This window comes from Variovorax sp. 770b2 (genome assembly GCF_900115685.1).
Classification (GTDB): Bacteria; Pseudomonadota; Gammaproteobacteria; order Burkholderiales; family Burkholderiaceae_C; genus Variovorax.
Genome location: NZ_FOXJ01000006.1, coordinates 236,472 through 256,928, shown reverse-complemented (window position 1 = coordinate 256,928; position 20,457 = coordinate 236,472). Strand labels below are relative to the sequence as shown.

The following is a 20,457-nucleotide window of genomic DNA, read 5'->3' as shown; positions in this document are numbered from 1 at the left end:
CGGGGCGCTCAGTACAGCCCGAGCTGCCGCGTGCGCAACCGCGCCAGCCCCAGCAGTGCATCGGTGAACGGCGTAGCCACGCCCGTCAACTCGCCCAGTTCGCGCACCACGGTCACCAGCGCATCCAGCTCCACCGATCGCCCGGCCTCCACGTCCTGCAGCATCGAGGTCTTGAACGCGCCCAGCTTCTTCGTCACTTCGTGCCGGTCTTCGGGGCTCTGCGTGATCTCGATGCCGATGCGCCGCCCGATCTCCTTGGCCTCCAGCATCACGGCCGAGATGAACCCGCGCACGTAGTCGTCGCCCATGATGAGGTCGGTGGTGGCACCGGTCAGCGCGCTGATCGGGTTCACCGTCATGTTGCCCCAGAGCTTGAACCACACGTCCTTCTGGATCTGCGGCGACAGCGTGGTGTTGATGCCCGCGCGGGTCAAGAGATCGGCCAGCGCCTGCACGCGCGGCGTGGCCTCGCCCGAGGGCTCGCCCACGATCAGTCCGTTGCCGAAGTGATGCCGCACCACGCCCGGCCCGTCGAGCGAGCAGCTGGCATGCACCACGCAGCCGATCACGTTGCGGGCCGGAATGGCCTTGGCGATCGCACCGTCGGGGTCCACTGCGGCCAGCCGGTGGCCCGTGATCTCGCCGCCGAAGCCGCCTTCCAGAAACCACCAGGGCACGCCGTTCATCGCGACCAGCACGAGGGTGTCGCGCCCGATCAGCGGGCCGATGCGTTCGGCCACGGCCGCCAGCGCGGGCGCCTTCACGGCGATCACCACCAGGTCCTGCACGCCGAGCGCCTCGGGGTCGGCCACCGCGTTGACGGGCACGCGGGTGCGCACGTCGCCGCGCATCAGCGAGAGGCCATCGCGCTGCAGCGCTTCGAGCGTCGCGCCGCGCGCCACCACGTTGAGCCGTTCGCCGGCCTGCGCGAGGCCGGCACCGATCCAGCCGCCGATCGCGCCGGCGCCGTAAATACAAATCTTCATGGGAATGCTCGCCTCGATCTTTTCAGTTTCTTCAATTTCTGTACCCCGGATCGATGCGGTCCACCTGCCGCACCAGCGCATTGAACACGTCCTGCCCGGCGCCGTGCGCGGGGCTGAACTGCAGCGCATCGCGCGTGCAGCGCTGCGCGATTTCCTCGCTCACCGGAATGGCCGCGCCCATCGAGAAGGTCGCCATCTGGATCTCGCAGGCGCGCTGCAGGGTCCAGAGAATCGCGAAGGTCTGCGGCAGCGTCTGGCCCCAGGCCAGCAGGCCGTGGTTGCGCAGGATCACCGCGTTGCGGCTGCCGATGCTCTTGAGGAGGCGCGGGCCTTCGTCGGCATGGATCGTGATGCCCTCGAAGTCGTGGTACGCCACCATGCCGTGCAGCTGCGCGGTATAGAAATTGGTCTGCTGCAGGCCGCCCTGCAGGCACGCCACGGCCACGCCGGCCGTGGTGTGCGTGTGCATCACGCAGTGCGCGCCGGGCAGGCCGTCGTGGATGGCCGCGTGCACCGTGAAGCCGGCCGGGTTCACCGGGTACGACGAGCCATCGAGCACCTTGCCGTGCAGGTCGATCTTCACGAGGTTGCTGGCTGTCACTTCGCTGTAGTGCAGGCCGAAGGGGTTGATGAGGAACTGCTTCTCGCCACCGGTCACGCTGTCGGGCAAGCGCACCGTGATGTGGTTGTAGATCATCTCGACCCAGCCGAGCATCGCGAAGACGCGGTAGCAGGCCGCGAGCTCTTCGCGCGCGGCGCGCTCGTCGGGGTGGATCGAGGGATGGACCAGCGCCGAAGGCGTGGTGGCGAGTGGGGTGTTCATGGCAGTTCCTTCATACGGTTAACCCTCCGCGGTGAAGCCGACCTCTTTCACGATCGGCGCCCACTTGGCGGTGTCTTTCTTCAGCAGCTCGGTCAGCTCCGCGGGCGTGGAGGACATGGCCTCCAGCCCGAAGGTGCCCAGGCCGTCGATCACGTCCTTCTGTGCGAGCGAGTTCTTCATCGCGGTGTTCAGGCGCGCGACCAGTTCGGGCGAAGCCTTGGCCGGCAGGAAGAAGGCGAACCATTCGCTGTGCGCCATGTTCTTGATGCCCTGCTCGCCGAAGGTCGGCACATCGGGCGCGAAGCGGCTGCGCTTGGCACCCGAGACGCCCAGGATGCGCACCTTGCCCGACTGCAGGTGCTGCGTGATGTCGCCGATGGGGCCCGACACCGCCGAGATGTTGCCGCCCAGGAGGTCGAGCATGGCCGGCTGCGTGCCGCGGTAGGCGGCATGCTTCAGATCGACGCCGCCCTGCATGCCCAGCAGCGCGCCGATGAAGTGCGGCGTGGAGCCCGCGGCCGGCGAGCCGTAGTTGGCGCCGGCCGGGTTGGACTTGGCCCATGCCAGGAATTCGGGCACGCTCTTCACGCTGGCCGGCACCGACGGGCCGACGGCAAAGCCGAAGTCGAAGATGCAGCCGATGGTGACGGGGGTGATGTCCACCATCGGGTCGTACGGCAGCTTCTTGTAGATGTGCGGATAGATCGTGAGGATCGAGGTCGGCGTCTGCAGGATGGTGGTGCCATCGGCCGGCCGGCCCTTCACGTAGGTGACCGCGATCTGGCCGCCCGCGCCGGTGCGGTTCTCCACCACCGCCGCCTTGGCGTATTCGGGGCTGAGTTTTTGCGCCACGCGGCGGCAGATGGTGTCCGACGTGCCGCCGGCCGCAAAGCCGGTGACGATGGTCGCGGTCTCGATGCCGGCCTGCGCATAGGCCTCGTGGCCGATGCTCGCGAGCAGCGCGGAGGCGCCGGTGGTCTGAAGGATCTGGCGGCGTGTGAAGCTCATGATGTGTCTCTCTCCGGATGGTGGTGATTCGGGAGCGCGTATTTTTCCAGCAAGGCGTGGCGCGGGACCCCCGCGTTTACCTCACGTTCGACACGTTGCGACACGCTTTTCCCGACCGGAGAGGTCATGGTCAGAACATTCCGTTGTCGTTCGCGGCGGTTTCGGGCACGGGCTGGTTCACGTCCCAGTGCTCGACGATCTTGCCGTTCTCCAGCTTGAAGATGTCCACGATGGCATTGCCGCGCGTGCCCGGCTCGCGCACCGCATGCACATGCAGGATCACGTAGTCGCCTTCGGCGAAGGAGCGCTTGATGTCGCTGTGCGACTTCGGAAACTTCTCGCGCAGGAAGGCGATGAACTTGCGAAAACCCTCGGGGCCGTCGGCGGCCGTGGGGTTGTGCTGCACGTAGCGGTTGCCCACGTACTGCAGGGCGGCGTCGGCGTCCTTCTGGTTCAGGCCCTTCTCGTAGAAGGCCAGCACGGTCTGGCGATTGGCCTCCTGCTGCGCCTGGGTGATCGGGCCGCCGCCCGGTTGCGCGCAGGCTGCGAGCAAGAGGGTGGTGGCTGCGAACATCGCGGCCAGGATCGTGCGTTTCATCTGGAGCTCCCGGTGTGAAAGGACTTCAGTAGCCGTTGGGCGTTGCCGCGCCGGCGGCGCTCTTGTACTTCGCCGCCAATTGCTTCGCCGCGGCCGTGAGCACGACGGTGTCCACGCCCACCGCCACGAACAGCGCGCCGGCCGCGAGCCACTTGCGCGCCTGCTCCTCGGTGGTCGAGAGAATGCCCGGCGCCTTGCCGGCCTTCCGGATGCGCGCGATGGCATCGGCGATCACCGCCTGCACCTCCGGATGGTTGGGCTGCCCCACGAACCCCATCGACGCCGACAGGTCCGCCGGCCCGATGAACACGCCGTCCACGCCCGGCGTGGCCGCGATGGCATCCAGGTTCTTCATCGCCTCGACCGTCTCGGCCTGCACCAGCAGGCAGGTCTGCGCGTTGGCCTCGTGCAGGTACTGCGGATAGGCCTGCCAGCGCGAGGCGCGCGCGAGCGCGCTGCCCATGCCGCGGATGCCCTCGGGCGGATAGCGCATGCCCTGCACCATGCGCGCGGCCTGCTCGGCGGTATCGACCATGGGCACCAGCAGCGTCTGCGCGCCGATGTCCAGGTACTGCTTGATGAGCGTGGTGTCGCCGGTCGGGATGCGCACGACGGGATGCGAGCGCTCCGATTCGGGCTGCGCCGACCACGCGCTGGAGATGCCCTGCAACTGCCCGAGCACCGAGCGCACGTCGTTGGGCGCATGCTCGCCGTCGACCAGCAGCCAGTCGTAGCCGCAGCCGGCGAGGATCTCGGCGACGTAGCTGTCGGCCAGGCCGACCCAGAGGCCGATCTTTTGTTGTCCGGCCTGCATGGCCTGCTTGAAGGTGTTGATGGGGGTGTGCATGAACGTCTTTCTTTCAGACAAGGCGAAACGAGATGGCGCCCAAAGGGCCGTAATCGGCGTGGAAGGTGTCGCCGGGCAATGCAGTGGTCGGGCGCGTGAACGAGCCGGCGAGCACCACCTCGCCGGCTTCCAGGTGTTCGTCCCACGGCGCGAGCTTGTTCGCAAGCCACGCCACGCCGGTGGCCGGGTGGTTGAGCACGCCCGCGGCCACGCCCGTCTCCTCGATCACGCCGTTCTTGTAGAGGAGCGCGCTCACCCAGCGCAGGTCGACCGCATCGGGCTTCACCGGCCGTCCGCCCATCACGATGCCGGCGTTGGCCGCGTTGTCCGAGATGGTGTCGAACACCTTGCGCGGCGCCTTGGTGTGGCGGTCGAACTGCTCGATGCGCGCATCGATGATCTCGATGGCGGGCACCACGTAGTCGGTGGCGGCGAGCACGTCGAAGATCGTCACGTTCGGGCCCTGCAGCTTCTTGCCGAGGATGAAGGCCAGCTCCACCTCGATGCGCGGCGCGATGAAGCGCGCGAACGGAATGTCGCCGCCCTGCTCGAAGAACATGTCGTCCAGCAGCGTGCCGTAGTCGGGCTCGTCGATCTGGCTGGACTGCTGCATCGCGCGCGAGGTGAGGCCGATCTTGTGGCCCTTCACGACGCGGCCTTCGGCGATCTTGTGCTTCACCCATTCGCGCGAGATGGCGTAGCCGTCCTCGACGGTCATCTCCGGAAAGCGCTTGGAGAAATGCTCGACCTGCACGCGCGACTTCTCGCTCTCGTGCAGCTCGGCGGCCAGCTTGGCAATGGTGTCGGAAGAGAGCATGGAAGCCTTCGCTCAGGTCTTGTTGAAGAGAGGATGCAGGTTGCTGTGCTTGCCGTCGTAGACCTGTCCCGGGCTTTCGTCGATCTGCAGCGTGATGCCGATGTGGCGCTGGTCGAAGATCGGCGCGAAATGCGCGCGCACGTCGGCCAGCAACGCGTCGCCGGCCTTTTTTTTCACCGCCTCCGAGCGGCCCGCGGCCATGCGGATGTTGAGGTACACGAAGGCGTAGTCGGCCTTCCCGTCGGCCACGGCATAGTGCGCCGCGGGGTAGGCCAGCACGCGCGTGCCGCCGATGGGGAACACGGGCTTGTCCGCCTCGTCACGTTGCTTGAGCATGGTGTCGGCGAGCGTGCGGCACAGGGCCGACATGTCGGTCTCGGCTTCGATGTTGGGGGTGTACAGGATCACCAGGTGCGGCATGCGTGTTCTTTCGTTCAGGCCACCGACATCGTGGCGGCCGTGCAGGTCACCGCGAAGATCGGGATGGCCTTCATGTGAAGGATCTCGCCCTTGCCGCGCGCGGCCGCGGCGACGCAGAGGAAGGTGCGGATCTCGAAGCCGCCCTGGCCCGCTTCGCGGTAGGTGGCCTCGTCGTTGTAGTCGTCCTGCGAGAGCAGCGCCTCGCGGTCGTTGGCACACCAGCGGCGCATGAACTCGGCGTCCCACTCGGCATTCACCTTGCCCGAATCGGGCGTGGCGGGCCAATGCGAAATGCCGCCCGTGCCCACCAGCGCGATGCGCTCGGGCGCCTTGTCGCAGGCGCGCCGCAAGGCCTCCCCGAAGGCCCAGGCGCGGTGCAGCGGCGTGAGCGGCGGGCCCTGGCAGTTGATGTTCACCGGGATGACCTTGGTATCGAAATCCGGCGTGAGAAAGTGCAGCGGCACCATGATGCCGTGGTCGAACTTCCATTCTTCGGCATAGGCCACGTCCACGGTCTGCATCACCTCGCGGATCAGGCGCTGCGAGAGCGCGGCATCGCCGGGCACTCTCGTCTTCTCGATGCCCAGCCACTTCGGGTCTTCGATGGGGCCCTCGTAGCTGTCCGCCATGCCGATGGCGTAGGCCGGCATGTTGTTCATGAAGAAGTTGGCGAAGTGCTCGGCGGCGATGACGATCACCGCATCGGGCTTCGTCGCGCGCATCGCCTCGCCGAAGCGGTGGAACTGCGCGTGGAACTCGTCCTTCACCGCCGGGTCGGCCAGGTGCGCGCGGCCGGTGATGCCGGGGGCGTGGCTGCACACGCCTGCGAATACGAGACTCATACGCCTGCCACTTTCTCATCGGTTCCGGTTGTCATCGCGTAGATGCCTGCGCGCACGGGGCCGTACTTGCGGACGCCCTCGCGCATCGCTTCGAGATAGTCGGCCCATGCGATGCCCAGCAGCGGTGCGAAGTGCATCAGCAACTGGCCATTGCAGCCGAGCACGTAGAGCTTGCCGATGTCGCCCGAGTCGATGGCCTCGCGCTCTTCGTCGCCGAGGTCGTAGCCGGCGAGCAGCGCGGCACGCACCTGGCCGCCTTCCGCGTACCGGCGCTGCACTTCGGCTTCGCGGTTCAGCGCGAAGAGAAACTTCTGCATCGCATAGAGGCTCATCGTTCAGCCCTCGATCTGGATGTTGGCTTTGCGGATCACGTCGCCGTACTTCGCGATCTCGCTCTGGATGAAAGCCGCGAAGCGTTCGGGCGTGCCCGACAGCGAGGCGATGCCGCCCTTGCGGAAGGCCTCGGTCACGGCAGGGTCCGCGAGCGCGCGGTTCACCTCGTCGTTCATGCGCAGCACGATGGCGTCGGGCGTGCCGGCGGGTGCCAGCAAGCCGTTCCACGAATTGGACTCGATGGCCACGCCCTGTTCGGCCAGTGTGGGTATGGTGGGCGCATATTGCGAGCGCTGCGCGGTCGCCATGCCCAGCGCGACCAGCTTGCCGCTCTGAATGTGGCCGCGGAACTCGGGCCAGTTGCCGAACATCATCGTCACCTGGCCGCCGAGCAGGTCGGTGAGCGCGGGGCCCTGGCCCTTGTAGGGCACGTGCACGATGTCCAGGCCCATCTGCAGCTTGAGCATTTCGCCCGACAGGTGCGCCGAGGTGCCGTTGCCGAAGGAGGCGAAGCTCAGCGTGCCGGGCTTCGCCTTGGCCTGGTTGCGCAGGTCGGCCAGCGTCTTCAGGCCACTGGCCGGATGCGTGGCGAGCACATGCTCCGACATGCCCATGAGCGCGACGGGGCGCAGGTCTTTCTGCGTGTCGTAGGGCAGCTTGCGCACCAGCGTCTGGTTGGCCGTGAAGCTGTTGGCCACGCAGACGAAGCTGTAGCCGTCGGGCGCCGACTTGGCGACCGCATCGACGCCGATCACCGTGCCCGCACCGGGCTTGTTCTCGACGATGACGGCCTGCTCCAGCGTCTTGCCGAGCTCGACCGCCACGAGCCGTGCGACGAAGTCGGTGGTGCCGCCGGGCGTGAAGGGCACGACGATGCGCACCGGCTTGTTCGGCCAGTCGCCGCGTGCACGTGCCAGCGAAGGCAGCGCCGCGAACGCGGCGGCGCCCTGCAGCAGCGCGCGGCGGCTTGTGTTCACGCCACGCCCCAATGCGGAATGTGGTGTGAGCCCATCGACACCGCGATGTTCTTCGGCTCGCAGAACACTTCGTAGCTCCAGGTGCCGCCCTCGCGGCCCGTGCCCGAGGCCTTGGTGCCGCCGAAGGGCTGGCGCAGGTCCCGCACGTTCTGGCTGTTGACGAAGCACATGCCGGCTTCCACGGCCGCGGCCACGCGGTGGGCCTTGCCGATGTTCTCGGTCCATACGTAGCTGCTCAAGCCGTATTGGATGTCGTTGGCCAGGCGGATCGCGTCGGCCTCGTCCTTGAACGGGATGAGGCAGGCGACCGGTCCGAAGATCTCGTCCTGCGCGATTTTCATGCGGTTGTCGACGTCGGCGAAGACGGTGGGCACGACGTAGTTGCCCTTCTTCACGCGGTCCGGCAGGTTCGATGGCGCATCGAGGCCACCGCACAGGATCGTCGCGCCTTCCTTCGGCCCGAGTTCGATGTAGCTGCGCACCTTGGCCAGGTGGGCCTGCGAAATCATCGGTCCGACGATGGTCTTCTCGTCCAGCGGATCGCCCACGGTGATGCGCTTGGCGCGCTCGGCGAACTTCGCGGCGAAGTCCGCGTAGATCGACTGCTGCACCAGGATGCGCGAGCCCGCCGTGCAGCGCTCGCCGTTGTTGCTGAAGATCATGAACACGGCCGCATCCAGCGCGCGGTCGAGGTCGGCGTCGTCGAAGATCACGAAGGGACTCTTGCCGCCCAGCTCCATGCTGAATTTCTTCAGGCCCGCGCTCTTCACGATGCGGTTGCCCGTGGCGGTGGAGCCGGTGAACGAAATGGCGCGCACGTCGGGGTGCGCCACCAGCGGCTCGCCCGCTTCCTTGCCGTAGCCGTGCACGAGGTTCAGCACGCCGGGCGGAATGCCGGCTTCCAGCGCGAGCTCGCCCAGGCGCGCGGCCGTGAGCGGGGAGAGTTCGCTCATCTTCAGCACCGCGGTATTGCCGAAAGCCAGGCACGGTGCGACCTTCCAGGTGGCCGTCATGAAGGGCACGTTCCACGGGCTGATGAGCGCGCACACGCCCACCGGGTGGAACAGCGTGTAGTTCAGGTGCGTGGGCGTCGGATACGTGTGGCCGTCCACGCGCGTGCACATCTCGGCGAAGTAATAGAAGTTGTCGGCCGCGCGCGGAATCAGTTGCTTGCCGGTCTGCGCGATGACCTGGCCGCAGTCGTTGGTCTCGGTCTGCGCGATCTCGGGCACGTGCGCGGCAATCAGGTCGCCGAGCTTGCGAATCAGTTTTGCGCGCTCGGGTGCGGGCATGCCGGCCCATTTCGGAAAGGCTTCTTTCGCGGCGACCACGGCCGCGTTCACCTCGGCTTCGCCGCCCGAGGCGACTTCGGCCAGCACTTCCTGGGTGGCGGGGTTGACGGTTTCGAAGTAGTCCGTGCCGGCAACGCTTTTGCCGTTGATCAGGTGATCGACTCTCATGCTTTTCCTTGGATGGTGTTCTGGAGCGCGCCGATGTGCTCGATCTCGGTGACGACGACGTCGCCCGGCTTGCAATCGACCACGCCGTCGGGCGTGCCCGTGAGGATCAGGTCGCCCGGCGAGAGCGTCATGAAGCGGCTGAAGTATTCGATGAGAAAGGGCGCATCGAAGATCATGTCGCGCGTATTGCCCTGCTGCGTGACGGTGCCGTTGACGGTGGAGCGCAACGCGAGCGCCATCGGATCTGGAACGTCGGCCGCGTCGACGAACCAAGGCCCCAGCGGCGTGCAGGTGTCGCGGTTCTTCACGCGCAGGTTGGGGCGGTACCAGTTCTCCAGGTAGTCGCGGATCGCGTAGTCGTTGGCGACCGTGTAGCCGCCGATGAAGTCGCAGGCGTCGTCGCGCTTCACGTGGCGCGCGGTCTTGCCGATCACGATGGCGAGCTCGCATTCGTAGTGCATGAACTGCACGCCGGCCGGCCGGTGCGTGAGCTGGCGGTGGCCGATCAGCGCGCTCTGGCCCTTGACGAACACCAGCGGTTCTTCAGGCGCCTTGAATTCGAGTTCCTTGGCGTGGTCGGCGTAGTTGAGGCCGAGCGCGAGGATGGTGCGCGGGCGTACCGTGGGCGCGAGTGGGGGGAGCCAGGTGAGCTGGTCTTGCGGCACGATGCGGCCGTCTTCGATGCGCACCGCGGCGTCCGGCTGGCCGTTGAATTCGTGGCTCGTGCCGGTGTGTTCGCGGCCTTCGTGGATGACGCGTGCGTGCTTCATGCGGCGGTCTCCTGCACCAGCGTGTTGGTCAATGTCTCGAAGCCCGGCGAGGAGATCTCGATGCGGTCGCCTGCGCGTGCCAGCGGACGGCCCGCATCGCAGCCCAGCATCAGCACGTCGCCGTGCGCGAGCGTCATGAACTCGCCGACGTCGGCGAGCAGCTGCTGCGCCGGACGCACGAGCTGCGAGAAGTCGATCGACTGCTTCAGTTCGCCGTTGACGCGTACTTCGACGCGGAAATTCGCGGGGTCGGCCACCTCTTGCGCATCGCGCAGCGTGGGGCCGATGCCCAGGAAGCCGTCGAGACACTTGAACTTCACCGGCGGGCGGAAGAAGCTCGCGTGCGGGATCGACAGGTCGTTCATCAGCACGAAGCCTTCGACGTCGCCCTCGGCGCCGATCACCATGCCGATGCTCGCGCCGATTTCCACGTCGGGCACCGATGCAGGCACGGCGATGGCGCTGCCGTGCGGGCTCCAGGTGTTGGCGGTCTTCACGTAGAGCACCGGCGCTTTGGGCGGCGCCTTGTAGGGCGGCGCGGTCATCTGCGGCGCGAGCGCCTCGACCTCGGCGCGGAAGTTCAGCAGCGTGCCGTACACGGTGCCGGTGGGAAGGAAATGCGCGGTGCTCATGAGGGTTGCTCCAGTGCGATCAGTTCGTCCAGCAGGCCGTAGAGCTGCGTGAGCCTGGCCTTGCCGAGCGACTTTTCCATCCAGTCGTAGTGCGCCTCGATGCTGGTGCCCAGGCGCTTGACCAGCTTCATGCCGTGCGGCGTGGCCTCGACCACGGTGCGGCGCTGGTCGGCCGGGTCGCGGGCGCGGGTGATGAGGTTGTCGCGCTCCATGCGCGCGAGCACGCCGGTGAGGCTCGGCCCGAGGATGAAGGCCTCGCGCGCGACGCGGCCGGTGTCGACCGCGCCGTGCTCGCCGAGCACGCGCAGCACGCGCCATTGCTGGTCGGACAGCGCGTGCTCGCGCAGGCTGGGCCGCGTGTGGGCCATCACGGCTTCGCGGGCCTGAAGCAGCAGGCGCGGCAAATTGCGGTGGGTGAACGTGGTGCTCAAGAGCGGTGCCTTTTGAAATTACTTAACATGTTAAATGATTGGCGGTTTCTTTCCAAGCCGCCGGCCATCAGGGTTTGTGCGGACACCTAAACTCGACGGATGGCCAAGGACAAATCTCTTTTCGTCTGCAGCGAATGCGGCGGCACCAGCCCCAAGTGGCTCGGCAAATGCCCGAGCTGCGGCGCCTGGAACACATTGATCGAACAGGTGGCGGGCAGCAACGCACCGGCCAACAACCGCTTCGGCACCCAGTTCTCGCCGCTGGCGGGCGTCTCCGAACTGGCCACGCTCTCGGAGATCGAGGCGACCGACATCGCGCGCACCCCCACCGGCATCGACGAACTCGACCGCGTGCTGGGCGGCGGCATCGTCTCGGGCGGCGTGACGCTGATCGGCGGCGATCCGGGCATCGGTAAATCCACGCTGCTGTTGCAGGCGGTCGATGCGCTGCAGCGCGCGGGACAGAACGCGCTCTACGTCACCGGCGAGGAAAGCGGCGCACAGGTGGCGCTGCGCTCGCGCCGGCTCGGGCTCGATCACTCGCAGGTGCAGGTGCTGGCCGAGATCCAGTTGGAGAAGATCATCGCCACGCTGGACGCCACGCGCCCCGCGATCGCGGTGATCGACTCGATCCAGACGGTGTATTCCGACCAGCTCACTTCGGCCCCCGGTTCGGTGGCGCAGGTGCGCGAATGCGCGGCGCACCTCACGCGCTTTGCCAAGACCAGCGGCACGGCCGTGGTGCTGGTGGGTCACGTCACCAAGGAGGGCGCGCTCGCAGGGCCGCGCGTACTGGAGCACATGGTCGACACGGTGCTGTATTTCGAAGGCGACACGCATTCGAGCTTTCGTCTCGTGCGCGCCATCAAGAACCGCTTCGGCGCGGTCAACGAGATCGGCGTGTTCGCAATGACCGAGCGGGGCTTGAAGGGCGTGGCCAATCCGAGCGCGATCTTCCTGAGCCAGCACGCCGAGCCCGTGCCCGGCAGCGTGGTGCTGGTCACGCTCGAGGGCACGCGGCCGATGCTGGTGGAAATCCAGGCGCTGGTGGACAACGGCGGGCCGAGCCCGCGGCGCCTGTCGGTGGGCCTGGACCGCGACCGCCTTGCGATGCTGCTGGCGGTGCTGCACCGCCACGCGGGCGTGGCCTGCATGGACCAGGACGTGTTCGTGAACGCGGTGGGGGGCGTGCGCATCAGCGAGCCCGCGGCCGACCTGGCCGTGATGCTGGCCATCACCTCGAGCCTGCGCGGCAAGCCGCTGCCCAAGGGCTTCATCGCCTTCGGTGAAGTGGGCCTGGCCGGTGAGGTGCGCCCCGCGCCGCGCGGGCAGGAGCGTCTGCGCGAAGCCGCCAAGCTGGGCTTCAGCATCGCGGTGGTGCCCAAGGCCAACGCACCGCGCAAGGGTTCGAAGGAGATCGAAGGCCTGACCATCCACCCCGTCGAACGCATCGAAGAGGCGATGGACGTGGTCCGCCGCCTCGATTGATTCATTGGGAAAAAAATGCCCGGCGCGCCAGTGACGCGCCGGGCCACCCTCCCTATCCCCCGATGTGCATCGTGAACGCCGGCCCGCTGTTGAGCACGCATTGGCCGCTGCCCAACGTGGCCGAGTTCATCGTGTACTGGCAACTCAGGTTGCCGCCGCGATTGCCGCTGGCGTTCGCCACACCGGCACTTCGCGAGCCGGCAACCCGGGTCGCCTCTCCCTGAAACTGTTCACCGCCAATCTGCGCATTGAAATGGCCGCGGCCGTTCATGTCGTTGGTCACCGTGCCTGCCACGGTTCCGTAGCGCGCCGCTTCGGCATTCGACGGATACAGGCGTGCACTGAAGCTCTGCGCGATCGGTCCCGGTGCGACGGCATAGGCCTGCGAAGGCGGTGCCGCGGGTGCGGGTTGTCCGAGTGGCACCACGTAGCAACCGCTGAGGACGGCGGCGGTGAGCGTGGCGGCGAGAGTGAGACGAACGAAGGTGACGGAACGCGGAATGGTCATACGCTTTTCTGTGGCCCGGGTTGATGCCCGTGAGATGAAATGTGCCGTCTCGCGCCACCGTGGCATGTGCATTTCGAGGCGAGTACCGTTTTTCGCCCCCGGTGGTAGCCACGGCCGATACAGCAGAATCGCGCCCCGACCGATATGCGAACTTTCGAATGAAGCCCATGCCTTCTCCCATTGCCGCAGTGATGATTCATGTCGCCGACGTGGAACTTGCGCTGCGTTGGTATCAGCGCGCGCTCCCCGAAGCCGAGCGCGTATCGATCGGCTCGCCGGCCTTCGAGTGCCTCTCGCTCCACGGCGTGCTGCTCGAGATCGTTCCGCAGGACGAGAAGGTCGGCGCAGGTGCTTTCGGGTCGGTCGTCTATTGGCGCGTCGATGATTTCGATGCGGCATTGCTGAGACTCCAATCGCTCGGCGGGACGCTGTACCGCGGTCCGCTGCGGATCGAGGATTCGCAGTGCATGTGCCAGGTGCAGGACCCGTGGGGAAACTGCATCGGCCTTCGCGGCCCGTCGGCCGAACGCGGGCCGGCCGCGTGACCGGAGTCCCCGTGGTCAGGTCGCGAACAGCCGGGCGGCGACAATGTGCGCCATGAATTTCCAGAAATTGCTGGTGCCCGTGGGCGGCATCGTTCTTCTTGCCCTGGCGTGGCGCAGCTACGGCTGGGCCGGCGTCGCGCTGACCGGCGGGGTCATCGTGATGTTCCTGCTGCTGCACTTCAACCGCGCGATGCAGGTGCTCAAGCGCGCTGCCGACCGGCCGGTGGGCTATGTCGCCAGCGCGGTGATGCTCAACGCCAAGCTCAAGCAGGGCGCGACGCTGATGCACGTCATTGCGATGACCCGCGCGCTCGGTGAGCTGCGCTCTCCCGCCGACACGCAGCCCGAGCTGTACCGCTGGACCGACACGGGCGGCTCGTACGTCGATGCCGTGTTCAACGCCGGCAAGCTGCAGAGCTGGGAAATGACGCGGCCCGAAACGCCGGCCGACGAAGAAACCTCCGCCAGCTAGCTACCCCGCGCCGGCCTTGCGGCGCGGCCGGCGCCAGGGCGGATTCACCTTCGCATGGTGGCGCGCCTCCTTGGCGAACTCGGCACACATGTGGGTCATCAGGTCGGCCGAGCGATAGACCAGGTAGACGTCGAAGTCCGGTATCTCGTCGGTGATCGGCAGGCGCTCCAGCAGGCCGGGCTGCATCCGCACCGCCCCGGCGTCGTGGAACACGGTGTCCGACCACATGCTGACCAGGTCGGTCTGCGTGGCCAGTTGCAGGCCAAGGAGGTTCGATGCGCTCTGCACCATGCGCTTGGGCAGTTCCAACCCGTTCACGCGCATCGTGGACACCAGCGGGCTGCCGGGCTCGTCGATGGGGTCCAGCACCAGCCAGTCGGCCTCCAGCAGCGTGCGCAGCTTGCGCACCCGCCGCAGCGGATGGCCGGTGCGTACCGCCACGTGCATCGACAGCGAGAACAACGGCTCCCACTGAAAGGCGTTGGTGCCGGGGCCGTTGCAGGTGGAGACCAGCGCCAGGTCGAGCCGGCCTTCGCGCAGCCCTTCGAAGAGCTGCTGCGGGCGCTGCTCGTAGGCGCGCAGCGCCACGTTGGGAAAGCGCCGCCTGAACGACGCCATCGTGTTGGGCAGCGGCCCGCCCGAGGCCACCGCGGTGAAGCCGATGTTCAGTTGCGCCTCGTCGTGCCCGCGAATGGCCTCGATGTCTTCGAGCGCATGCCGCAGTTCCTGCTCGACCAGGCTGGCCCGCTTGACCAGCGCCGTGCCGTAGGCCGTGAGGGTCACGCCGCGCGTGGTGCGCAGCATCAGCGTCACGCCCAGTTCGCGTTCCAGTTCGGCAATCGTCTTGGACAGCGCCGGCTGCGTGATGTGCAGGCTGCGCGCCGCCTCATGGATGCTTCCGTTCTGGGCGACCGCCAGGAGAACGCGCAGTTGTTGCAGCTTCATCGGGCCTCCGTGATCCGCATGGAATCCCCTTGGCGATTCCATTTGGTTATCAGCATGAAAATATGTGATTCTGCGCTGGCGCGCTTTGCCTGAATACTCCGCCGCAATCCTGTTCGTGGAGTCGATTCGATGAGTGAAGCCGCTTTGCCCGCCAGCCAGATGGGGGGCGCTCTCCCGGCGGCAGCTGCGCCGCTTTCCCCTTCCTCTTCTTCTTTCTCTTCCGATACCGCGCACGCCAAGGGCAAGCAAAGCCAGTTCCGCCTGATCGCCGCCTGCTCGCTGGGCAATGCGCTGGAGATGTACGACTTCACCGTCTACAGCTTCTTCGCGCTCCTGATCGGCAAGCTGTTCTTCCCGTCGGACAGCCCTTATGGCTCGCTGCTGCTGGCCGTGGCCACTTTCGGCATCGGCTTCGTGATGCGGCCGCTGGGCGGCGTCGTCATCGGCAGCTACGCCGACCGCAAGGGGCGCAAGGCCGCGTTGACGCTCACCATCGGCCTCATGGTGGCCGGCACGCTGTGCATCGCGCTCGCGCCCACCTATGCATCGGCGGGCGTGTTCGGCTCGCTGATGATCCTGGCGGGGCGCCTCTTGCAGGGCTTTTCGCTCGGCGGCGAGGTGGGCGCCGCCACCTCGATGCTGATGGAGTCGGGCGGCATCCGGGGCCGCGGCTTTCGCGTGAGCTGGCAGCTCGCGAGCCAGGGCGTGGCGGCGGTGCTGGGCGCCCTCACCGGCGCGGCGCTGTACGCGGCGCTGCCGCAGGCCTCGCTGGAGAGCTGGGGTTGGCGCCTGCCCTTCCTGTTCGGCCTGCTGATCGCGCCGGTCGGTTTCTACATCCGCGCCAACCTGGAGGAAACGCACCAGTCCCGCAGCCAAGAATCCAGCCCCGTGGGCCGGCTGCTGCGCGAGCACGGCGGCACGGTGCTCAAGGGCATCTTCGCCACCACGGCGGGCACGGCCGCCATGTACCTGGTCGTGTTCTTCATGCCGACCTACATGATCCGCGTGCTGCACATGCCGCCGTCGCTGTCGTTGCTGTCGGGCTGCGCCACCGGCATCACGATGTTCGCGGTGGCGCTCGTGGCGGGGCGCCTGGCCGACGGGCTGCCGAACCGCAAGCCGCTGGTGATCGGCTCGCTGGTGCTTGGCCTTCTGGCGGTGTACCCGGCGTTCTGGCTCATCAACCACTACCCGAGCGTGCCACTGGTGCTGTGCCTGTCGGTGCTGCTGACGGCCATCGTGAACCTCGGCACCACGCCCTTGTTCCTGATGCTGCTCGAGATGCTGCCGATCGGCGTGCGCGCCAGCGGCATCTCGGTGATCTACAGCGTCGGCGTGACGGTGTTCGGCGGGTCCTCGCAATTCATCGTGACCTGGCTGCTCGCCACGACCGGCAACCCGATGGCGCCGGCCTTCTACATGATGGCCTGCGGCGTGCTGAGCATCTGCGCGATCGCGAGCCTGCGCGCACGCCGGGCCGACTGAAATTTCTTCCCTGCGCCGAACAACGGACACCCACATCCATGACCCGCGAACTCAGTCTCCAGACCACCCGGCTCCTGTCCCGATTGCTGCCGCAGGCCGACGTCGACACCCAGGCCTTCGTCGACATCCGCCGCCGGATCCATGCCAATCCCGAACTCGGCTTCGAGGTGGGCGCGACCGCCGAGCTGGTCGCCGGCCTGCTGCGCGAATGGGGCTACGAGGTGCACACGGGCATCGGCAAGACCGGCATCGTGGCGCAGATGAAGGTCGGCAACGGCACGCGGCGGCTGGGTATTCGCGCGGACATGGATGCGCTCCCTGTCGTCGAGGCCACGGGCCTGCCGTACGCCAGCAAAACCCATGGCCGCATGCACGCCTGCGGCCACGACGGCCACACCGCCATCCTGCTCGCGGCCGCCAAGGCACTGGCCGCACGCCGCGATTTCGACGGCACGCTGAACCTGATCTTCCAGCCCGACGAGGAGAACCTCTGCGGCGCGCGCGCAATGATCCAGGACGGCCTGTTCGAGCGCTTTCCCTGCGACGCGGTCTACGCGCTGCACAACGCGCCGGGCGTGCCGGTCGGCAGCTTCCTGGTGATCGAGGGGCCGGTCACGCTGTCTTCGGACGTGGCCGACGTCACGATCAAGGGCGTGGGCGGACACGGCGCCATGCCGCATCTCTCGCGCGACCCGGTGCCCGCTGCCGCCGCGGTGGTGACGGCCCTGCAGACCGTGGTGGCGCGCAACGTGACGCCGGGCGATACGGCCGTCGTGTCGGTCGGTTTCATCCGCGGCGGCGCCACGCACAACGTGATTCCGCAATCGGTGGCGCTCGGCCTCAATGTACGGGCGGCGCGGCCCGAGACGCGTGCGGTGGTCGAGCAGCGCATCCGCGAGATCGTGAGCCTCACGGCACAGGCCCACGGCGTCCAGGCCGAGATCGACTACCGCCAGCTCGTGCCGCCGGTGGTCAACACCGCGGCCGAGTGCCGGCTGATGGAACAGGTCTGCGCCGAACTGGTCGGCGCGGAACATGTCGCCACCGAGGCGCCGAAAGGCTTTGCGGGCAGCGAGGACTTCGCCTGGATGCTCGCCGAGTTGCCGGGCTGCTATGTGCTGCTCGGCAACGGGGAGGGCGAGTTCGGCGGCTGCATGGTGCACAACCCCGGCTACGACTTCAACGACCAGGTGCTGCCATTGGGCGCCGCTTGCTGGGTCCGTTTGACGCAGACCTACCTGGTCGCCTGAGCGCCGTCTTCAGAACGGCGCGTCTTCTTCTTCCTCGGCGGCATCGGCCGGGGTCGTGGTGGTGGGCGCTGCCGCTTTGGCGGCGGGCTTGGGCGCTTCGTCCGCCGGTGCCGCCGAGAACGCCGCCTCGCCGCCCAGCGCGTCGAGCAGCGCCGGCACGAGCTGGCCGAGTTCGCCGGTGGCGATCGCCACGTCGGCGTCGTAGTTGTCTTCCTTCTTGCCGCCCGCCGCGCCGTCGCCCGTGCCTTCGAGGAAAACGATCTTGCGGATCAGCATGCCGTGCGTGAGCTCGAACGACACGCGGTCGTCCCAGGTGAGCGCCAGGCGCGTGGGGCGCTTGCCGTCGGTGATGTGCTTCTGCACCTCCTCGATGTCCAGCGGGTGCTTGGCGTAGCGCACCACGGCCTTCGAATCGTCCGAGGCCTTGAGCTCGCACTCGCGGTCGATGGTGAAGCCGGCCGGCGGCTCCTGCGTCAGGAGCCAGTCGGCCATGGCGGCGGCCGGTTCGATCTGCGTGTTGATCAGCGCCACCGCGAAGCCGTCCAGCGACTTCACCAGGCTGGTGACCACTTCGTCGGCGCGCGAGGCATTGCCGCTGTTGATCACCAGGCGGTTCTCGGCCTTGTCGATCCACACCGCCACGCGCGCGCTGCGGGTGAAGGCCATCGGCAGCAGCTCCAGGGTGATGTCTTCCTTGAGCTCCTTCTTTTCCTTCTTGCCGGGCTTGCGGCCGGTGGTGGCCTCGATCTGCGCGCAGCGCTCGTCCAGCTTGCGGCGCACCACGGAGCCGGGGACCTGCTTGCTCTCGATCATGTATTCGACGAGCCACTGGCCGTCGATGGATTCGACCAGCGGGCCGCCGGCTTCGCCGCGGGGCTCGGCCCAGCCGGCGGACTTTTCCTGCGAGGGGCCGCAGGGCTCGAAGCGGTGCTTCCCGAGCCCCTCTTCCGCCTCGGCCAATGTTTGGGACCAGGCAGGTTCGATGCGATAGACGATGACGTTCTTGAATACGGACACGGAAACCCTTTTTCCACTGGTTTGCACAACCGGCCATTGTCGGGCACCCCGTTCCGGGCTCGGCCGTAAAATCGAAAGCTTTTGCGACTTCGCCCCTGTCGCACCCCCCACACCGCTCCCAAAGGAATCAGGAAATGAGCTCGATCCCCCCCTCGCTGGACGACCGTGACGGCAAGATCTGGATGGACGGCGAACTCGTGGACTGGCGCGACGCCAAGATCCACGTGCTGAGCCACACGCTGCACTACGGTTGCGGCGCCTTCGAGGGCGTGCGCGCCTACAAGACAGCGGACGGCAGCACCGCCATCTTCCGTCTGGCCGAACACACCGAGCGGCTTTTCAACAGCGCCAAGATCCTGCGCATGAAGATCCCCTTCTCGCCGGAGCAGTTGAACGAAGCGCAAAAACAGGTCGTGCGCGAGAACAAGCTGGAAAGCTGCTACCTGCGCCCCCTCATCTGGATCGGCTCCGAAAAGCTCGGCGTGAGCCCCAAGGGCAACAAGATCCACGCCATGGTCGCGGCCTGGTCCTGGGGTGCCTACCTCGGTGAAGAGGGCATGCGCCGCGGCATCCGCGTGAAGACCTCCAGCTACACCCGCCACCACGTCAACATCACGATGACGCAGGCCAAGTCGGTGAGCAACTACACCAACTCGATCCTGGCGAACATGGAAGCGCTGGACGACGGCTACGACGAAGCGCTGCTGCTGGACGCGAGCGGTTTCGTGTCGGAAGGCGCGGGCGAGAACATCTTCGTGGTCAAGGGCGGCGTGGTCTACACGCCCGACCTGTCGGCCGGCGCCCTGAACGGCATCACGCGCAACACGATCCTGCACATCTGCAAGGACCTTGGCATCGAGCTCGTGCAAAAGCGCATCACGCGCGACGAGGTCTACATCTCCGACGAGGCCTTCTTCACCGGCACGGCCGCCGAAGTGACGCCGATTCGCGAACTCGACCGCATCGAGATCGGCAACCGTGGCGACGGCGGCTCGCGCGGCCCGATCACCGAGAAAATCCAGTCTGCCTTCTTCGACATCGTGAACGGCAAGAACCCCAAGTACGCCCACTGGCTCACGAAAGTCTGAACCCCATGTCTACCAATGCAGTCGTCGAACTCCTGGCCAAGGAGCTCAACCACCAGGGCGGCGTGTTCTGCCCCAGCCCCAAGGCGGACATGCAGCTCTGGAACAACCATCCCAAGGTCTACCTGGACGTGGCGCGCACCGGCGAAGCCAAGTGCCCGTACTGCGGCACGGTGTACCGGCTGAAGGCCGGCGAAGCGGTCTCGGCACGGCATTGACGCTTCGAGCCCTGCTGTGGCGCTTCGCCGCGGGCTACCTCGTGCTGCTGATCGCCGTGGGCGTCGCGCTGAATCTGGCGGGCGCCAAGTCCAGCACGGGCGGCGACATGGCCGCCTTGCTCGGCACCGTGGCGTGGGTGTGCATGGACTTCGCCAAGAAGAACGGCCGCTACTTCACGCCCGATGAAAAGAAGCGCGCCGTGCTGGGCATGCTCGCCATCGACATGGCGATGCAGACGGTCGTGACGGTGGCGCTCGGGCTGTTCGCCGGTGCGGCGGGCCTGTCGCTGGGCCCGGCTTTGCTGGTGCTGCTTTTCGTCGGCGTGCTGCACGCGCTGGTGATCTGGTTCTTCGTCGGCTTTGCCGGCAAGCAGCACGCGGCGGCCGAGGCCAGGCGCAAGGGCTGAGCACCGCGCCGGCGCGCCATTACTACCGGTATCGGTGATGGTGCGCGACAGGCGCCATTTCTAGCATCGACCCACTGGCGTTCAGACCAGATA

General features: G+C 67.1%; 25 protein-coding genes. 8 read left to right on the top strand and 17 right to left on the bottom strand.

What is annotated here, in order from left to right:
- Nucleotides 1-8 precede the first annotated feature (8 nt).
- The 14 genes from BM133_RS27315 to hpaR all read right to left on the bottom strand — a co-directional run bounded on the left by BM133_RS27315 (nucleotide 9) and on the right by hpaR (nucleotide 10,944).
- Entirely contained in the window at nucleotides 9-986 is a 978-nt protein-coding gene (locus BM133_RS27315; RefSeq protein ID WP_093440975.1) for a 2-dehydropantoate 2-reductase, read from the bottom strand.
- 31 nt (nucleotides 987-1,017) lie between these two features.
- Nucleotides 1,018-1,809, bottom strand: a complete 792-nt coding sequence (locus BM133_RS27310) for a class II aldolase/adducin family protein (protein WP_093440972.1) — start codon at nucleotides 1,807-1,809, stop codon at nucleotides 1,018-1,020.
- Nucleotides 1,810-1,827: 18 nt separating this feature from the next.
- Nucleotides 1,828-2,817, bottom strand: a complete 990-nt coding sequence (locus BM133_RS27305; protein ID WP_093440968.1) for a Bug family tripartite tricarboxylate transporter substrate binding protein — start codon at nucleotides 2,815-2,817, stop codon at nucleotides 1,828-1,830.
- Nucleotides 2,818-2,947: 130 nt separating this feature from the next.
- A complete protein-coding gene (locus BM133_RS27300; RefSeq protein WP_093440966.1) occupies nucleotides 2,948-3,415 on the bottom strand; it encodes a nuclear transport factor 2 family protein in 468 nt (155 codons plus the stop codon).
- Nucleotides 3,416-3,440: 25 nt separating this feature from the next.
- Nucleotides 3,441-4,262 carry a 4-hydroxy-2-oxoheptanedioate aldolase gene (gene hpaI / locus BM133_RS27295; protein WP_093440963.1) on the bottom strand — a complete coding sequence of 274 codons (822 nt, stop codon included), beginning with the start codon at nucleotides 4,260-4,262 and terminating at the stop codon, nucleotides 3,441-3,443.
- Between the two features lie 13 nt (nucleotides 4,263-4,275).
- Nucleotides 4,276-5,079, bottom strand: a complete 804-nt coding sequence (hpaH, locus tag BM133_RS27290; RefSeq protein WP_093440960.1) for a 2-oxo-hept-4-ene-1,7-dioate hydratase — start codon at nucleotides 5,077-5,079, stop codon at nucleotides 4,276-4,278.
- Between the two features lie 12 nt (nucleotides 5,080-5,091).
- On the bottom strand, nucleotides 5,092-5,499 hold the full coding sequence (locus BM133_RS27285; RefSeq protein WP_093440958.1) for a 5-carboxymethyl-2-hydroxymuconate Delta-isomerase: 408 nt from the start codon (nucleotides 5,497-5,499) through the stop codon (nucleotides 5,092-5,094).
- A 14-nt stretch (nucleotides 5,500-5,513) separates the two neighbouring features.
- Nucleotides 5,514-6,341, bottom strand: coding sequence for a DODA-type extradiol aromatic ring-opening family dioxygenase (locus tag BM133_RS27280; protein WP_093440955.1), 828 nt, complete (start codon nucleotides 6,339-6,341; stop codon nucleotides 5,514-5,516).
- Nucleotides 6,338-6,673 carry an aromatic ring-opening dioxygenase subunit LigA gene (locus BM133_RS27275; RefSeq protein WP_093440953.1) on the bottom strand — a complete coding sequence of 112 codons (336 nt, stop codon included), beginning with the start codon at nucleotides 6,671-6,673 and terminating at the stop codon, nucleotides 6,338-6,340. Before BM133_RS27275 ends, BM133_RS27280 begins: the two co-directional genes overlap by 4 nt.
- Nucleotides 6,674-6,676: 3 nt before the next feature.
- Nucleotides 6,677-7,651, bottom strand: coding sequence for a tripartite tricarboxylate transporter substrate binding protein (locus BM133_RS27270; protein ID WP_093440950.1), 975 nt, complete (start codon nucleotides 7,649-7,651; stop codon nucleotides 6,677-6,679).
- Nucleotides 7,648-9,111 (bottom strand): 5-carboxymethyl-2-hydroxymuconate semialdehyde dehydrogenase, encoded by a 1,464-nt coding sequence (gene hpaE / locus BM133_RS27265; RefSeq protein ID WP_093440948.1) that lies wholly within the window; start codon nucleotides 9,109-9,111, stop codon nucleotides 7,648-7,650. Before hpaE ends, BM133_RS27270 begins: the two co-directional genes overlap by 4 nt.
- Nucleotides 9,108-9,881 (bottom strand): fumarylacetoacetate hydrolase family protein, encoded by a 774-nt coding sequence (locus BM133_RS27260; RefSeq protein WP_093440945.1) that lies wholly within the window; start codon nucleotides 9,879-9,881, stop codon nucleotides 9,108-9,110. Before BM133_RS27260 ends, hpaE begins: the two co-directional genes overlap by 4 nt.
- On the bottom strand, nucleotides 9,878-10,513 hold the full coding sequence (locus BM133_RS27255) for a fumarylacetoacetate hydrolase family protein (RefSeq protein ID WP_093440942.1): 636 nt from the start codon (nucleotides 10,511-10,513) through the stop codon (nucleotides 9,878-9,880). Before BM133_RS27255 ends, BM133_RS27260 begins: the two co-directional genes overlap by 4 nt.
- A complete protein-coding gene (hpaR, locus tag BM133_RS27250) occupies nucleotides 10,510-10,944 on the bottom strand; it encodes a homoprotocatechuate degradation operon regulator HpaR (RefSeq protein ID WP_093440940.1) in 435 nt (144 codons plus the stop codon). Before hpaR ends, BM133_RS27255 begins: the two co-directional genes overlap by 4 nt.
- Nucleotides 10,945-11,043: 99 nt before the next feature.
- On the opposite strand from hpaR, the gene radA reads away from it, so the two are divergent.
- Nucleotides 11,044-12,432 carry a DNA repair protein RadA gene (radA, locus tag BM133_RS27245; protein WP_093440937.1) on the top strand — a complete coding sequence of 463 codons (1,389 nt, stop codon included), beginning with the start codon at nucleotides 11,044-11,046 and terminating at the stop codon, nucleotides 12,430-12,432.
- 52 nt (nucleotides 12,433-12,484) lie between these two features.
- Here the strand turns inward: radA and BM133_RS27240 are convergent, their stop codons facing one another.
- Nucleotides 12,485-12,940, bottom strand: coding sequence for a hypothetical protein (locus BM133_RS27240; RefSeq protein WP_093440935.1), 456 nt, complete (start codon nucleotides 12,938-12,940; stop codon nucleotides 12,485-12,487).
- A gap of 167 nt (nucleotides 12,941-13,107) precedes the next feature.
- On the opposite strand from BM133_RS27240, the gene BM133_RS27235 reads away from it, so the two are divergent.
- Nucleotides 13,108-13,485 carry a VOC family protein gene (locus tag BM133_RS27235; protein ID WP_093441264.1) on the top strand — a complete coding sequence of 126 codons (378 nt, stop codon included), beginning with the start codon at nucleotides 13,108-13,110 and terminating at the stop codon, nucleotides 13,483-13,485.
- Nucleotides 13,486-13,528: 43 nt separating this feature from the next.
- The gene (locus tag BM133_RS27230; protein WP_093440932.1) at nucleotides 13,529-13,957 is read left to right on the top strand and encodes a glycerate kinase; all 429 of its coding nucleotides are present in this window, start codon (nucleotides 13,529-13,531) and stop codon (nucleotides 13,955-13,957) included.
- On the opposite strand, the gene BM133_RS27225 is transcribed toward BM133_RS27230, so the two are convergent.
- A complete protein-coding gene (locus tag BM133_RS27225) occupies nucleotides 13,958-14,902 on the bottom strand; it encodes a LysR family transcriptional regulator (RefSeq protein WP_093440930.1) in 945 nt (314 codons plus the stop codon). It abuts the gene before it with no gap.
- A 129-nt stretch (nucleotides 14,903-15,031) separates the two neighbouring features.
- Here BM133_RS27225 and BM133_RS27220 point away from each other — a divergent pair, with 129 nt between their 5' ends.
- Nucleotides 15,032-16,387: an MFS transporter gene (locus BM133_RS27220; protein WP_093440927.1), complete on the top strand. Its 1,356-nt coding sequence runs from the start codon at nucleotides 15,032-15,034 to the stop codon at nucleotides 16,385-16,387.
- A gap of 38 nt (nucleotides 16,388-16,425) precedes the next feature.
- Nucleotides 16,426-17,637 carry a M20 aminoacylase family protein gene (locus BM133_RS27215; RefSeq protein WP_093440926.1) on the top strand — a complete coding sequence of 404 codons (1,212 nt, stop codon included), beginning with the start codon at nucleotides 16,426-16,428 and terminating at the stop codon, nucleotides 17,635-17,637.
- 9 nt (nucleotides 17,638-17,646) lie between these two features.
- Here the strand turns inward: BM133_RS27215 and BM133_RS27210 are convergent, their stop codons facing one another.
- A complete protein-coding gene (locus tag BM133_RS27210) occupies nucleotides 17,647-18,654 on the bottom strand; it encodes a recombination-associated protein RdgC (RefSeq protein ID WP_093440923.1) in 1,008 nt (335 codons plus the stop codon).
- Nucleotides 18,655-18,788: 134 nt separating this feature from the next.
- Here BM133_RS27210 and BM133_RS27205 point away from each other — a divergent pair, with 134 nt between their 5' ends.
- The 3 genes from BM133_RS27205 to BM133_RS27195 are packed head-to-tail and all read left to right on the top strand — an operon-like array spanning nucleotide 18,789 to nucleotide 20,364.
- A complete protein-coding gene (locus BM133_RS27205) occupies nucleotides 18,789-19,742 on the top strand; it encodes a branched-chain amino acid transaminase (protein WP_093440921.1) in 954 nt (317 codons plus the stop codon).
- Nucleotides 19,743-19,747: 5 nt separating this feature from the next.
- A complete protein-coding gene (locus BM133_RS27200) occupies nucleotides 19,748-19,957 on the top strand; it encodes a zinc-finger domain-containing protein (RefSeq protein ID WP_093440918.1) in 210 nt (69 codons plus the stop codon).
- Nucleotides 19,954-20,364, top strand: coding sequence for an ABZJ_00895 family protein (locus tag BM133_RS27195; RefSeq protein WP_093440916.1), 411 nt, complete (start codon nucleotides 19,954-19,956; stop codon nucleotides 20,362-20,364). The genes BM133_RS27200 and BM133_RS27195 overlap by 4 nt, the downstream gene beginning before the upstream one ends.
- The last annotated feature ends 93 nt before the right edge of the window (nucleotides 20,365-20,457 follow it).